Genomic DNA, 13,182 nt, shown 5'->3' with positions numbered 1-13,182 from the left:
AAATTTCAAATGGATGAATGATTTTCCGGATTCGGATCGCTGCGAAGCTGACTCGGCTTCTGAGCCACCGGATTCAACTTTCGAAAAAGCGGCGGCAAGCGATTCAAAAGATTCGTCAAAAGGGGCTGCTGGTTCATGGTCTGGCTGCCGCAGCGGTTGCGGCGCGCGGGCGAAAAGCCGCTCTCGTCCATGCGTGGATGATAATCAGGAGACATTAAGAATGGTTGATTCCGATGCGTGGGCGCCGCGCACCAGCGCCATCAGCATCAGCACGAAGATGAGCGACAATGCCGCCAGAACGGCGCAGGCGGCGAGCGCCGGGCCGGTGCCGGCGCGGTCGAGGATGGCGGTGAAGATGACGGGGGCGATGGCGTTGGCGAGATTCTGCGGCAGCGACAGCCGGGCCGATTGCAGTCCGAATTCGCGCGGTGAGAACAGCGCCAGCGGCAGCAGCGCGCGGGCGACGGTCATGACGCCGGTGCCGAACCCGTAGAACAGGACGAAGGTGACGAGCAGCGGCGTCGACGGGCTGGCAACCAGCATAATAACGAAGCTGATCATCATCAGGCTGATGCCCATCGCCGCGCTGAGCATGGGGTTGCCGCGCCGGCCGAGCAGCATGTCGAGGAAACGTGCCGAGATGCCGAGGATGCCGCGTGCCGAGCCGAGCTGTAGCGCAAAGACCGGCGAAGCGCCGGACTGGCGGAAGATTTCGAGCAGCGATGGCGAGATGCCGAAAGTGACGAAGGTCGAGATCGTCGTTGCCGCGGCGATCAGCAGGAAGGCTTTGCGCTTCTTGGCCTTCGACAGCGGCACCGGAGCGATTTCGGCTGTGCCGCCATCGACATGTGTTGCAATCGGCTTCGGCAGGGCGAAAAGATGCAGCGGCAGGCAGATGAAGAATTGTAGCGCCGCACAGACCAGGAAGGTGAGGCGCCAGCCGACCGCCTCGTTGAGCAGGCTGAGGATCGGCCAGAAGATGGCGCTCGAAAGCCCGGTGAACAGCATCAGGATGGCGATGACGCGTTTGCCGTTCGCTCCTTCGCGCTCGACGACGGCGGTATAGGCCGGCGCCGACAGGCCAAATGCGCCGCCGATGCCGATGATGATCCAGGCGCTGGCATAAAGCACGATGCCGTTTGCGGCGGCAAGCAGAAGCAGGCCAAGCGCAAAGGTCAGCGAGGCGGCCGAAAGCACCCGGGCAGCACCATAGCGGCCGAGCCATCGGCCGGTCGCCGGACTGACAATGGCGCTGACCACCATCATGATCGTCAGGCCGGCAAACACCACTTCGTTCGCCAGGCCGAGATCCGGCGCCACGACGCGGCCCATGACCCCGAGCATGTCGAACGTCGTGCCCCAGCCGATCAGCTGGGTAACGGCAAGGACGGAGACCGTCTGCGCCGAGCGGAAGCGGGAGGATTCTGGCATTGGTGCTGAAACGGTCTGAAATGGGGGCAGCAAGGACATAACAGGTTCAACCGGCCGGTGAAAGCTGCGGTCGGCGCAAAACGGAACGGCGCGGCCGATTCGCAGACAAAGACTGTGGTGTCGGTCCCGCGGCTTCCCGCCTTCATGAGAGGTGATGAAGAACGCGTGGATCCCAAGCCTGGAGGGCATCGTTTTTAGACGCGACGGCGGCCGCCGGAGCTTGCCGTGGCGGCGGTTGCCAGGCGTTGAAACAGGCTCTCCCGAACAGTCGAGAACAGTTCTAAACACCCTGCATTACAGCGCATTCATTTGCCATTCAGGTCGCGTGAGTACATATTCGGGGCAAGTTGGCATTACCTTGAAAGCATAACACATGGCCTTTCCTCTGAGCGTCGCAGCATTGGCCGCCGGACTGGTGGTATCGGCGCCCTCACCGGACGCCACGAGCACTTTTGTCGTGCGTATCGGAGGCGATTGCAGCGCCGCCGCAGCCCAGGTCGTCGAGCAGACCGGCGGCCAGCTGCTGTCCGTGCAACCGGTGGGCGATACCTGCATCATCACCGTTCTTGTGCAGGGCAATGGACAGCGCCCACGCAAAGTCACGGTAAAGGTTCCGATGTAGGCGGAATCGGCTTATTCAGGACATTGATTGATTTGAAGCGGACGAAGGCGGACCGATGCGCATCCTGGTAGTCGAAGACGACGTTAATCTGAACCGGCAGCTGGCCGACACGCTGAAGGAGGCGGGCTATGTCGTCGACCAGGCGTTCGATGGCGAGGAAGGCCATTTCCTCGGCGACACCGAACCCTATGACGCCATCATCCTCGATATCGGCCTGCCGGAGTTGGACGGGGTCACCGTTCTAGAAAAATGGCGTGGCGCCGGCCGCGGCGTGCCGGTGCTGATCCTGACGGCCCGCGACCGCTGGAGCGACAAGGTCGCTGGCATCGACGCCGGTGCCGACGACTACGTCACCAAGCCCTTCCATGTCGAGGAAGTGCTGGCCCGCATTCGGGCGCTGATCCGGCGTGCGGCCGGGCATTCCTCATCCGAGATCATCTGCGGACCGGTGCGGCTCGATACCAAATCCTCGAAGGCGACGGTCAACGGCGCGACGCTGAAGCTGACCTCGCACGAATATCGCCTGCTTTCCTATCTCATGCACCACATGGGCGAGGTCGTTTCGCGCACGGAACTGGTCGAGCATATGTACGACCAGGATTTCGACCGTGATTCCAACACGATCGAGGTCTTCGTCGGCCGCCTGCGCAAGAAAATGGGGGTCGATCTGATCGAAACGGTGCGCGGTCTCGGTTATCGTATCCAAGCCCCGAAACATGCGAATTAAGTCGCTCACCGCACGTGTGTTGCTGTTGACCACGGTCTGGTCGACGGTGGCGCTGGTGGTGATCGGCCTCTTGATCTCCACCCTCTACCGCAAGAGCGCCGAACGCGGTTTCCAGGATCTGTTGCGGGCGCAGCTCTATAACGTCATCAATTCGGTGACGATCGGCGATCAGGGCGCGCTGAGCGGCAGCCCGCAGCTCGGCGACCTGCGTTTTGCCCAGCCGAAGACCGGCTGGTACTGGGTGGTGGAGCCGCTCGGCACCTATACGACCGCACCGCTGGTCTCGCCTTCGCTCGGCTCGGCGCTCATTCCGGTTCCCTCGGTCGTCGAGGCGCCCTTCGACAAGAATTACGAGCGCTACTATCAGGTGACGGATGCTTCCGGAAACCGCGTGCAGGTGGCCGAGACCGAAGTGGTGCTCGATACCGACGGCCGCGCGGCGCGCGTCCGCGTCACCGGCAATGTCGATGTCGTCGAAGACGACGTGCGCACCTTTTCCCACAGCCTCTATCTGGCGCTCGCCGGTTTCGGCGTCGGCAGCCTGATCGTCAACGCGCTGGCGATTCTCTACGGCCTGAAGCCGCTCGACAAGGCACGCGCCGCGCTGGAGCGCATCCGCGCCGGTGAAAGCGAACAGTTGAAAGGCGACTTCCCGCGTGAAATCCTGCCGCTCGCCAACGAGGTGAATGCGCTGATCGACAGCAACCGGCGCATCGTCGAGCGGGCCCGCATGCAGGTCGGCAATCTCGCGCATTCGCTGAAGACGCCGATCGCCGTGCTTCTCAACGAGGCGCGCGTGCTGGAGAAATCCCATGGTGAGCTGGTGCGCAGCCAGGCGGAAGCGATGCAGGGGCAGGTGCAGTCCTATCTCAATCGGGCGCGTATCGCCGCGCAGCGCGAATCCGTGCTTGCCCGCACCGATGCCGAGCCGGCGCTGGAGCGGCTGGTGCGCGTCATGCGCCGGCTGAACGTCGATACCGAATTCGATCTCGTCGTCTCGCCGCCGCATCTGGCCGTTGCCATGGAGCAGCAGGATCTCGAGGAGACCGTCGGCAATCTCCTGGAAAATGCGGCGCGTTTTGCCAAAAGCCGGGTGCGGCTTTCGGCCATCGAGGCCGGCGAGGATGTGAAGGGGGTGGAGGCGAGCGGGCGCCGCCATTGGGTGGAACTCGCCGTCGAGGATGACGGGCCGGGCCTGGAGCCGGACCAGATCCGCGAGGCGCTGAAGCGCGGCCGCAGGCTCGACGAAAGCAAGCCTGGAACCGGGCTCGGCCTTTCGATCGTCACCGAGATTTCCAATGAGTACCAGGGACGGCTCGAGCTTTCCCGTGGTGAATGGGGCGGGCTGAAGGCCAAGCTTATCCTGCCTGGCGTCACAAAGGATGTTGCATGAGCAACTGCTTGATGTCACAAAGATACTGGCAAATGTATAGCATGCTTTGCCTTAATGCTGACACGGGGACGCTGCACTTCGATCGGCTGAAATTGACCCCTGATCGTGGTTCGACGCAATGATTTTACGCTCGCAAGGCATGATCGCTTCCGCTCTTCTCGTCGCCGTCGCGCTATGCGGCTGCACGACGACGAAGAGTGCTGCTTCGCGCGGCGTTTTTTCGAGCAAGCCCTCGGCATCGGCCGCCTTCATCACCGCGCTGCAGGGCGGCATCGTCGGCCGCAGCGGCGTGAGCTTGAACGACAGCGACAAGCAGCGGGCGCTCGAGGCGGAATATCGGGCGCTGGAAGGCGCCGCCGTCGGCCAGCCGGTGCTCTGGACCGGCAAGGACGTGACCGGCAAGGTGGTGGCGGCGGCACCCTATCAGGTCGGTTCGCAGAACTGCCGGCAATATACCCACACGCTGACCGTCGACGGCAAGGACACGGTGGCGCGCGGCGCTGCCTGCCGCAACGACGACGGCAGCTGGTCGCCGCTCTGAATTGCGGCCAATAGAGCGCCGCGCGTCCGACAGGACGCTCTATCACTTTAAATGGCGCATAATCCTTTCCGAAAATCGATTCCGATTCTCGGGGTTATGCGCTAGCCTCAAATCTTCGTCATTCCGGCTTTGGCAGTTGGAATGAAGGCGCGCTTCACGTATTTGGGCGACATGCTGTTCTGGATTCTCGTTGCCGCTTTGACGGCAGCCCTCGCCGTCATCCTGCTCTACCCCCTTCTGCGCGGAGCGAAGGCGGCGGATAATATCCGTGCGGGGGAGGCGGCGGTCTATCGCGACCAGTTGCGTGAACTCGACCGCGATCTCAATGGCGGGCTGATCACCCCGGAGGAGGCTGATTACGCCAGGGCGGAAATCGGCCGGCGGCTGATCGCCGTCTCTGCCGACGAGCCGGAGCAAACGCCGAAACCCGCCCGGCATCACCGTTTCACCGAAGCCTTCGTTCTCCTGGTCCTGCCGGTTCTCGGGCTCTGTCTTTATTTGACGACGGGCAGGCCGGACCTGCCCTCGCAGCCGCTCGAAGCGCGGCTGGAAAATCCTGGCAACGACGTGGCGGTGCTGATCGCCAAGGCGGAACGGCACTTGGCTGAGAAGCCCGATGACGGCAAGGGCTGGGACGTGCTGGCGCCGATCTATTTCCGCACGATGCGCGTCAACGATGCGCAACTGGCCTATCGCAATGCCATCCGGCTTCTCGGCCCGAGCCCCGTCCGGCTCGACGGCCTTGCCGAGACGCTGATGGCGGTCTCCGACGGCGTGGTGACGGAAGAGGCGCGGCAGGTGCTGGAACAATCGCTGACGCTCGAACCTGACAATCCGCGCGCCCGCTTCTATATCGCCCTCAGCATGGAGCAGGCGGGACTGCCGAACGAGGCGCGCCAGGCCTTCGAGGCGCTGGCAAAACAATCGCCATCAGATGCGCCCTGGCTGCCGCTGGTTAACCAGCATATCGCCATGAACGGCGGCGCGCCGGCCGGCACTGATCCGGCTGCCCCGGGCGCCAATCCTGCTGCCCCGGGCGCGAATCCGGCGACCCCCGGCAATCCCACGCAGCAAGACGTGGCGGCGGCAGAGAATATGAGCGCCGGCGACCGGCAGCTGATGATCCGCGGCATGGTCGAGAGCCTCGACGCCAAGCTCAGCGAGGATCCGAACAATTTCGAGGGCTGGATACGGCTCGTCCGCTCTTACGCCGTATTAAACGACAAGGATCGCGCCGCCGGCGCCTTGAAGCGTGGGCTTGCGGCCTTTCCGCCGCCCGGCGAACAGGGCAGGCAATTGCTGGCGCTTGCCAGGGAATTCGGCATAGCCACGGAGGGAGCGACGCAATGACGCGCAAGCAGAAGCGCCTCGCGGTGATTGCGGGCGGGATGGGCTTCATCCTCGCCGCCGTGCTGCTGGTGATGTTCGCCTTCAGCCAGTCGGTCGCCTACTTCTACATGCCGGCCGATCTCGCCAAGACGCCGGTGGCGCCGGAAACCCGCATCCGCCTCGGCGGCCTGGTCGGTGAGGGCAGTGTCGTGCGCGGCACCGGCTCGACGGTGGAGTTTGCCGTCACCGACGGCAGCACCAATGCCGTGAAGGTCAAATATACCGGCATCCTTCCCGATCTCTTCCGCGAGGGGCAGGGTGTCGTCACCGAAGGCATGTTCGCCGCTGGAACGAACGTCTTCGTCGCCGACACCGTACTTGCCAAGCATGATGAGACCTATATGCCGAAGGATGTGGCCGACAGGCTGAAATCCCAGGGGCTGTGGAAGGAAGGCCAAGGCCAGGAAAACCCGGGGAAGGAAGCTCAGGGCCAGGAAGTAAAGGGACAGCAAGTGAAGGCGACGCCATGATCATCGAGATCGGCCATTACGCGCTGGTGCTGGCGCTGGCAACTGCGCTCATCCTCTCCATCGTGCCGGTGATCGGAGCCCGTCGTCATGACCGGGCGATGATGGATGTGGCGACGATCGGCTCGCTGGCGATGTTTGCGCTCGTGGCCTTCTCCTTCGGTGTGCTGACCTATGCCCATGTCGTCTCGGATTTCTCGGTCGAGAACGTCTGGGAGAATTCGCATTCGCTGGTGCCGCTGCTCTACAAATATTCCGGCGTCTGGGGCAATCACGAGGGATCGATGATGCTCTGGCTGTTGATCCTGACGCTGTTCAGCGCGCTGGTCGCCATCTTCGGCCGCAATCTGCCGGAGACGCTGAAAGCCAACGTATTGGCCGTGCAAGCCTGGATTTCGGTCGCCTTCACGCTGTTCATCCTTTTGACCTCCAATCCCTTCCTCCGACTCGATCCGGCGCCGGCCGAGGGCCGCGATCTCAACCCGGTTCTTCAGGATGTCGGCCTCGCGATCCATCCGCCGCTGCTCTATCTCGGTTATGTCGGCTTCTCCGTCTGCTTCTCCTTTGCCGTTGCGGCCCTCCTGGAAGGGCGCATCGACGCCGCCTGGGCGCGCTGGGTGCGGCCCTGGACGCTGGCTGCCTGGACCTTTCTGACACTCGGCATCGCCATGGGCTCCTACTGGGCCTATTACGAGCTCGGCTGGGGCGGCTGGTGGTTCTGGGACCCGGTGGAAAACGCCTCCTTCATGCCGTGGCTCGCCGGCACCGCACTGCTGCATTCGGCGCTTGTCATGGAAAAGCGCGAGGCGCTGAAAATCTGGACGGTGCTGCTCGCCATCCTCACCTTCTCGCTGTCGCTGATGGGCACCTTCCTGGTGCGCTCCGGCGTGCTGACCTCGGTGCATGCCTTTGCCAGCGATCCCTCCCGCGGCGTCTTCATTCTCTGCATCCTGCTGATCTTCATCGGCGGGGCGCTGTCGCTCTTCGCCTTCCGCGCGCCGAAGCTGTCGACCGGCGGGCTGTTTGCGCCGATTTCACGCGAGGGCGCGCTCGTCGTCAACAATCTGATCCTGACCGTCGCCTGCGGCACGGTGCTCACAGGCACGCTCTATCCGCTGCTGCTGGAAACGCTGACCGGCGACAAGATTTCCGTCGGAGCGCCCTTCTTCAACCTGACCTTCGGCCTGCTGATGGCGCCGCTGGTCGTCATCGTGCCCTTCGGGCCGATGCTGGCCTGGAAGCGCGGCGATCTGCTCGGCGCCCTGCAGCGGCTCTATGTCGTCGCAGGTCTGGCCTTCCTTGCCGCGGTGGTCTTCTTCTACATCCAACATGGCGGGCCGGTGCTTTCGGTGCTCGGCCTCGCTGCCGGGCTGTTCCTGATCCTCGGTGCGGTAGCCGATCTCTGGTACCGCGCCGGCATCGGCAAGGTCGCAGGCCGTCTCGCCTGGCGCCGGCTTTCCGGCCTGCCGCGTTCGGCCTTTGGCACGGCTCTTGCCCATGCCGGGCTCGGCGTCACCGTGCTCGGCATCGTTGCGGTGACGACGTTCGAGAGCGAGTATGTCATCGAGATGAAGCCCGGTGAGGTGACCGAGGCCGGCGGTTACAGCCTGCATTTCGACGGCATGCAGCCGGCGACCGGGCCGAATTATACCGAGGACCGCGGCCACTTCACCATCCGGCGTGCCGGCGTCGCGGTTGCCGATACCTGGTCGGCCAAGCGCCTCTATACCGCTCGGCAGATGCCGACGACGGAGGCGGGCATCCTGACCTTCGGGCTCAGCCAGCTCTATGTTTCCCTGGGTGACGCCACCAAGGACGGTGGCATTGTCGTGCGTATCTGGTGGAAGCCGTTTATTCTCTGCATCTGGGGCGGAGCGGTATTCATGGCCTTCGGCGGCCTCGTCTCGCTCAGCGACCGGCGCCTGCGTGTCGGCGCCCCGCGCCGCAAGGCGAAGCCGGCAAGGCCGGCAGCTCCCGCAATGGAGCCGGCGGAATGATGCGGCGTCTGCTCCTGGCTCTTGCTTTGCTGCTGATGGCGGCCCCCGCCTTCGCCGTCAATCCGGACGAGGTGCTGGCCGATCCGGCGCTCGAGGCGCGCGCCCGCGCCCTTTCGGCGGAACTGCGCTGCATGGTCTGCCAGAACCAGTCGATCGACGATTCCAACGCCGATCTCGCCAAGGACCTGCGCCTGCTGGTGCGCGAGCGCATCACCGATGGCGACAGCGACGAGGCGGTGCTGAACTATATCGTCTCGCGCTACGGCGAGTTCGTGCTCTTGAAGCCGCGTGTCAGCATGAAGACGGTGCTGCTCTGGGGCGCACCGGTACTGCTGGTGCTCGCCGGCGGGCTGTCGCTGCTGGTTTTTGCGCGCAAGAGGGCGGGCAAGCCGACCGGCAGCAAGCTGACGGCTGATGAACAGGCGAAGCTGAGCGAGCTACTGAAGAAATAGCCGATCGGGCCGAGCCAGTTGCCGCATCCAGGCCGCCGGAGAAACCAGCGGCGCGTTCTGGGCGAAAGCAAACATTGCAAACATTACCAACTTTTCATTGGCCGGACAGTTCGCAGTAAGGTGCGGCGTCCTATATCTTTACTCATCGACTGATCCGGCGCCGCCGGTCTGAAGATTTAAGAACAAGAGAAGGTGCTCCAATGCTGAAGAATTTCAACGGACGTCCGTCCCTCGCCACTGTGCTCAAGGCTTCTACCGTCGCCGGTATCGCAGCCGCTGTGCTTGCAACCGGCGTTCCGCTCGAAATCACCCGGTCTTATGCCGAAGCTGTCAAAGTTCAGGCGCCTGCCGTTCCGAGCTTCGCCAACGTCGTCGACGCCGTTTCACCGGCTGTCGTTTCCGTCCGGGTCGAAAACCGCGTCAATCCCGTCTCCGACAACAACAATGACGGCTTCTCCTTCGATTTCAACGGCCGCGGCTTCGACGACCTTCCCGATGATCATCCGCTGAAGCGGTTCTTCAAGCAGTTCGGCCAGGATCCGAACGATCAGCAGGGCCATTCCCGGCGCTTCGGCCAGAACGGGCCGAATGGCGGCCCGAATGGTCCGGGCGGCAAGGGTCGCCTCCGCCCCGTCGCTCAGGGCTCCGGCTTCTTCATCTCCGAGGATGGTTACATCGTCACCAACAATCACGTCGTTTCCGATGGCCAGGCCTTCGTCGCGGTCATGAATGACGGCACCGAGCTTGATGCCAAGCTGATCGGCAAGGATCCGCGCACCGACCTCGCCGTGCTGAAGGTCGACGGCAAGGGCAAGAAGTTCACCTACGTCAACTGGGCCGACGACAATAACGTCCGCGTCGGCGACTGGGTCGTTGCCGTCGGCAACCCCTTCGGCCTCGGCGGCACGGTCACGGCCGGCATCGTCTCGGCTCGCGGCCGCGATATCGGCTCCGGTCCCTATGACGATTACCTGCAGGTGGATGCCGCCGTGAACCGCGGCAACTCCGGCGGCCCGACCTTCAACCTCAGCGGCGAAGTCGTCGGCATCAATACCGCGATCTTCTCGCCGTCGGGCGGCAGCGTCGGCATCGCCTTCGCCATTCCCGCCTCGACTGCCAAGGACGTCGTCGCCGATCTGATGAAGGACGGCCAGGTCTCGCGCGGCTGGCTGGGTGTCCAGATCCAGCCGGTGACCAAGGACATCGCCGAATCCATCGGCCTTTCCGAGCCGAGCGGCGCCCTCGTCGTCGCCCCGCAGGCCGGATCGCCGGGTGACAAGGCCGGCATGAAGGCCGGCGACGTCGTCACCGCGCTGAACGGTGAGACGATCAAGGATGCCCGTGATCTCAGCCGCCGCATCGGCGCGATGCAGCCGGGCAGCAAGGTCGAGCTTTCGGTCTGGCGCGCCGGCAAGGCCCAGCCTCTCACCGTCGAACTCGGCACGCTGCCGATCGACCAGAAGGATGCGTCCGCCGATGACAACAACCAGCCGCAGCAGCAGCCTGAGGCACCGGCTTCCGAGAAGGCGCTTGCCGATCTCGGCCTGACGGTCGGACCCTCCGATGACGGCAAGGGTCTGGCGATAACAGGCATCGACCCGAACTCCGATGCCGCCGACAAGGGCATCAAGGAAGGCGAGACGATCACCTCGGTCAACAACCAGGAGGTCTCCAGCGCCGACGATATCGTCAAGGTGCTGAACCAGGCGAAGAAGGACGGGCGCACCCGCGCGCTCTTCCAGATCCAGTCCAGTGAGGGGAGCCGTTTCGTAGCGCTTCCGATCAACGGCCAGGGCTGATCCTTAAGAAAACGAGAGCCGTGCGGACGAAACTCCGCACGGCTCTATTCTTCTGACCTTTGAAGGATGATCGCGATGAGCGCCACCCCGCAGGAAGATGCTTTGAGCCTTGCCGAAACGCAGCCGGCGGGTAATGTCGGCCGCATGAAGATTCTCATCATCGAAGATGATCTCGAAGCCGCGGTCTACCTCACGAAAGCCTTTCGCGAGGCGGGCATCGTCGCCGATCACGCCAGCGACGGCGAGAGCGGCCTGTTCATGGGGTCGGAAAATGCCTACGACGTCATCGTCATCGACCGCATGCTGCCGCGACGCGATGGGCTTTCCGTCATCAGCGAGCTGCGCCGCAAGGCCATCCATACGCCGGTCCTCATCCTCTCCGCGCTCGGCCAGGTCGACGACCGCGTGACCGGTCTTCGTGCCGGCGGCGATGATTACCTGCCGAAGCCTTATGCCTTCAGCGAGTTGCTGGCGCGCGTCGAGGTGCTCGGCCGCCGCAAGGGCACGCCGGATCAGGACGTCGTCTATCGCGTCGGCGATCTCGAACTCGACCGGCTCTCCCATGAGGTGCGCCGCGGCGGCAAGGAGATCCCGCTGCAGCCGCGCGAATTCCGCCTGCTCGAATATCTGATGAAGAATGCCGGCCAGGTGGTGACCCGCACCATGCTGCTCGAAAACGTCTGGGACTATCACTTCGACCCGCAGACCAACGTCATCGACGTCCATGTCTCGCGCCTGCGCTCGAAGATCGAGAAGGACTACAGCCAGCCGCTCCTGAAGACCATTCGCGGCGCGGGGTATATGATCAAGGATGAGGGATGAGCCGTTTCAAGGTTCTCTTCAAGTCCACCGCAGTCCGCCTTTCGGCACTCTATATCCTGCTTTTCGCCATCTGCGCCGCGACGCTCGTCTTCTATGTGACGGCAATGTCGGAGCGGCTGCTGACGGGCCAGATCCGCGACGCCGTCAGGCAGGAGGTGGAGCAGGTGCAACGCGCCTATGACTCCGGTGGCATGAACCTTCTCCTGCGCACGATGGAGCGGCGTGCCCGCCAGCCGGGCGCCAACCTCTACATCATTGCCGGTCCCTCGGGCGATATTCTCGCCGGCAACGTCGCGTCGGTGCAGCCGGGTGTCTTCGAGGAGATCGGCTGGACCTCCGCGCCCTTCGGCTACCAGCGTTATACCGACAGCGGCGTCGAGCGCCGCCACAAGGCGATTGCCAATATCTTCGTACTCGACAATGGCCTCAGAATCCTGATCGGCCGCGACCTCGGCGACCCCGAGCGTTTCCGTCTGCTGGTGCGCCAGGCGCTGATGGTGGCCTTGGCGATCATGGGGCTTGGCGCCATCATCATCTGGTTCGGCATCGGCCGCAACGCGCTGAAACGCATCGACCGCATGTCGGATGCGAGCAAGAAGATCATGGCCGGCGACCTGTCGCAGCGCCTGCCGGTGGGCGGATCCGGCGATGAATTTGACCGCTTGTCGATGTCTTTGAATACCATGCTGGAGCGCATCGAGAAGCTGAACGAAGGCCTGCGGCAGGTCTCCGACAACATCGCCCACGATCTCAAGACGCCGTTGACGCGGCTGCGCAACAAGGCGGCCGATGCGCTCGATATCGCCGATGGCGAGACGCGGCGCACCGCGCTCGAAGGCATCATTTCCGAATCGGACCAGCTGATCCGCACCTTCAACGCGCTGTTGATGATCTCCCGCGTCGAGGCCGGATCGGTCGCCGCCGAGATGTCGCCGGTGGAGCTTTCGGCCATCGTCTCCGATAGCGCCGAGCTTTACGAACCGGCGGCGGAGGAGGCGGGGCTTGGCTTGAGCTCCAGCATCGAACCCGATGTCGAGGTGCAGGGCAATCGCGAACTGATCGGCCAGGCGATCTTCAACCTGCTCGACAATGCCATCAAATATTCTTCCGATACGGAAGGGGCGGGCAAGGTAACACTGAAGCTCGCCCGCCGCCCGGATGGCATCTGCCTTTCGGTGGCCGACCATGGGCCGGGCGTTCCGGCCGACAGGCGCGACGACGTGGTGAAGCGCTTCGTCCGCCTCGACGAAAGCCGGTCGAAGCCGGGAACGGGGCTCGGGCTTTCACTGGTGGAAGCGGTGATGGAACTGCACAACGGTCGGTTGGAACTCTCCGATACCGATCCCGACAAGCCCGAAAAGCGCGGATTGACCGTCAGCATGATCTTCCCCGCCAAGGCTGCCTGATTGCCGAGACCGATGATCGGCTGAATCGCGTATTGGCGGTTTTCCACCTAGACCCTAGTTTAATGCCGATCGAAGGAGGCGTTCCCGCGATTCTGCGTGGTCGTTTCCCTCGAGCATGTCGCGCCAAAGTGTGCAG

The 13,182-nt window shown here is 63.6% G+C and carries 13 protein-coding genes; 11 read left to right on the top strand and 2 right to left on the bottom strand.

Annotated elements, in window-relative coordinates:
- Positions 1–5: 5 nt before the first annotated feature.
- Entirely contained in the window at positions 6–215 is a 210-nt protein-coding gene (locus HX899_RS29415; protein WP_246413098.1) for a hypothetical protein, read from the bottom strand.
- On the bottom strand, positions 205–1,431 hold the full coding sequence (locus tag HX899_RS29410; RefSeq protein WP_181294028.1) for an MFS transporter: 1,227 nt from the start codon (positions 1,429–1,431) through the stop codon (positions 205–207). Before HX899_RS29410 ends, HX899_RS29415 begins: the two co-directional genes overlap by 11 nt.
- A gap of 373 nt (positions 1,432–1,804) precedes the next feature.
- Between HX899_RS29410 and HX899_RS29405 the strand changes: the two genes are divergently transcribed.
- From HX899_RS29405 to HX899_RS29355, 11 genes are all read left to right on the top strand, one after another.
- Complete coding sequence (locus tag HX899_RS29405) at positions 1,805–2,053, top strand: hypothetical protein (RefSeq protein ID WP_003557930.1); 249 nt, start codon at positions 1,805–1,807, stop codon at positions 2,051–2,053.
- A 55-nt stretch (positions 2,054–2,108) separates the two neighbouring features.
- On the top strand, positions 2,109–2,780 hold the full coding sequence (locus HX899_RS29400) for a response regulator transcription factor (RefSeq protein ID WP_011651134.1): 672 nt from the start codon (positions 2,109–2,111) through the stop codon (positions 2,778–2,780).
- Entirely contained in the window at positions 2,770–4,173 is a 1,404-nt protein-coding gene (locus HX899_RS29395; protein ID WP_138328472.1) for a HAMP domain-containing sensor histidine kinase, read from the top strand. The genes HX899_RS29400 and HX899_RS29395 overlap by 11 nt, the downstream gene beginning before the upstream one ends.
- 118 nt (positions 4,174–4,291) lie before the next feature.
- Positions 4,292–4,714, top strand: coding sequence for a hypothetical protein (locus tag HX899_RS29390; RefSeq protein ID WP_181294027.1), 423 nt, complete (start codon positions 4,292–4,294; stop codon positions 4,712–4,714).
- A 141-nt stretch (positions 4,715–4,855) separates the two neighbouring features.
- A complete protein-coding gene (ccmI, locus tag HX899_RS29385) occupies positions 4,856–6,064 on the top strand; it encodes a c-type cytochrome biogenesis protein CcmI (RefSeq protein WP_181294026.1) in 1,209 nt (402 codons plus the stop codon).
- Positions 6,061–6,573 carry a cytochrome c maturation protein CcmE gene (ccmE, locus tag HX899_RS29380; RefSeq protein ID WP_138387701.1) on the top strand — a complete coding sequence of 171 codons (513 nt, stop codon included), beginning with the start codon at positions 6,061–6,063 and terminating at the stop codon, positions 6,571–6,573. The genes ccmI and ccmE overlap by 4 nt, the downstream gene beginning before the upstream one ends.
- Positions 6,570–8,567: a heme lyase CcmF/NrfE family subunit gene (locus HX899_RS29375; RefSeq protein WP_181294025.1), complete on the top strand. Its 1,998-nt coding sequence runs from the start codon at positions 6,570–6,572 to the stop codon at positions 8,565–8,567. Before ccmE ends, HX899_RS29375 begins: the two co-directional genes overlap by 4 nt.
- Positions 8,564–9,019 carry a cytochrome c-type biogenesis protein gene (locus tag HX899_RS29370; RefSeq protein ID WP_138328467.1) on the top strand — a complete coding sequence of 152 codons (456 nt, stop codon included), beginning with the start codon at positions 8,564–8,566 and terminating at the stop codon, positions 9,017–9,019. Before HX899_RS29375 ends, HX899_RS29370 begins: the two co-directional genes overlap by 4 nt.
- Before the next feature lie 200 nt (positions 9,020–9,219).
- Positions 9,220–10,818, top strand: a complete 1,599-nt coding sequence (locus tag HX899_RS29365) for a Do family serine endopeptidase (protein ID WP_138328466.1) — start codon at positions 9,220–9,222, stop codon at positions 10,816–10,818.
- Between the two features lie 66 nt (positions 10,819–10,884).
- Positions 10,885–11,640, top strand: coding sequence for a response regulator transcription factor (locus tag HX899_RS29360; protein WP_407073939.1), 756 nt, complete (start codon positions 10,885–10,887; stop codon positions 11,638–11,640).
- Positions 11,637–13,046: a HAMP domain-containing sensor histidine kinase gene (locus HX899_RS29355; RefSeq protein ID WP_138328464.1), complete on the top strand. Its 1,410-nt coding sequence runs from the start codon at positions 11,637–11,639 to the stop codon at positions 13,044–13,046. The genes HX899_RS29360 and HX899_RS29355 overlap by 4 nt, the downstream gene beginning before the upstream one ends.
- The last annotated feature ends 136 nt before the right edge of the window (positions 13,047–13,182 follow it).

Origin of the sequence: Rhizobium sp. WYCCWR 11146, from assembly GCF_013591995.1 — a bacterium.
GTDB classification, from domain to species: domain Bacteria; phylum Pseudomonadota; class Alphaproteobacteria; order Rhizobiales; family Rhizobiaceae; genus Rhizobium; species Rhizobium indicum.
Note: the sequence above shows the minus strand (reverse complement) of the source record. Positions and strands in the feature narration are given on the sequence as shown.

Bases quoted from the DNA above. Each gene is read 5' to 3' on its own strand.
- HX899_RS29415 (WP_246413098.1), bottom strand. From the start codon at position 215: ATGTCTCCTGATTATCATCCACGCATGGACGAGAGCGGCTTTTCGCCC.
- HX899_RS29410 (WP_181294028.1), bottom strand. From the start codon at position 1,431: ATGCCAGAATCCTCCCGCTTCCGCTCGGCGCAGACGGTCTCCGTCCTT.
- HX899_RS29405 (WP_003557930.1), top strand. From the start codon at position 1,805: ATGGCCTTTCCTCTGAGCGTCGCAGCATTGGCCGCCGGACTGGTGGTA.
- HX899_RS29400 (WP_011651134.1), top strand. From the start codon at position 2,109: ATGCGCATCCTGGTAGTCGAAGACGACGTTAATCTGAACCGGCAGCTG.
- HX899_RS29395 (WP_138328472.1), top strand. From the start codon at position 2,770: ATGCGAATTAAGTCGCTCACCGCACGTGTGTTGCTGTTGACCACGGTC.
- HX899_RS29390 (WP_181294027.1), top strand. From the start codon at position 4,292: ATGATTTTACGCTCGCAAGGCATGATCGCTTCCGCTCTTCTCGTCGCC.
- ccmI (WP_181294026.1), top strand. From the start codon at position 4,856: ATGAAGGCGCGCTTCACGTATTTGGGCGACATGCTGTTCTGGATTCTC.
- ccmE (WP_138387701.1), top strand. From the start codon at position 6,061: ATGACGCGCAAGCAGAAGCGCCTCGCGGTGATTGCGGGCGGGATGGGC.
- HX899_RS29375 (WP_181294025.1), top strand. From the start codon at position 6,570: ATGATCATCGAGATCGGCCATTACGCGCTGGTGCTGGCGCTGGCAACT.
- HX899_RS29370 (WP_138328467.1), top strand. From the start codon at position 8,564: ATGATGCGGCGTCTGCTCCTGGCTCTTGCTTTGCTGCTGATGGCGGCC.
- HX899_RS29365 (WP_138328466.1), top strand. From the start codon at position 9,220: ATGCTGAAGAATTTCAACGGACGTCCGTCCCTCGCCACTGTGCTCAAG.
- HX899_RS29360 (WP_407073939.1), top strand. From the start codon at position 10,885: ATGATCGCGATGAGCGCCACCCCGCAGGAAGATGCTTTGAGCCTTGCC.
- HX899_RS29355 (WP_138328464.1), top strand. From the start codon at position 11,637: ATGAGCCGTTTCAAGGTTCTCTTCAAGTCCACCGCAGTCCGCCTTTCG.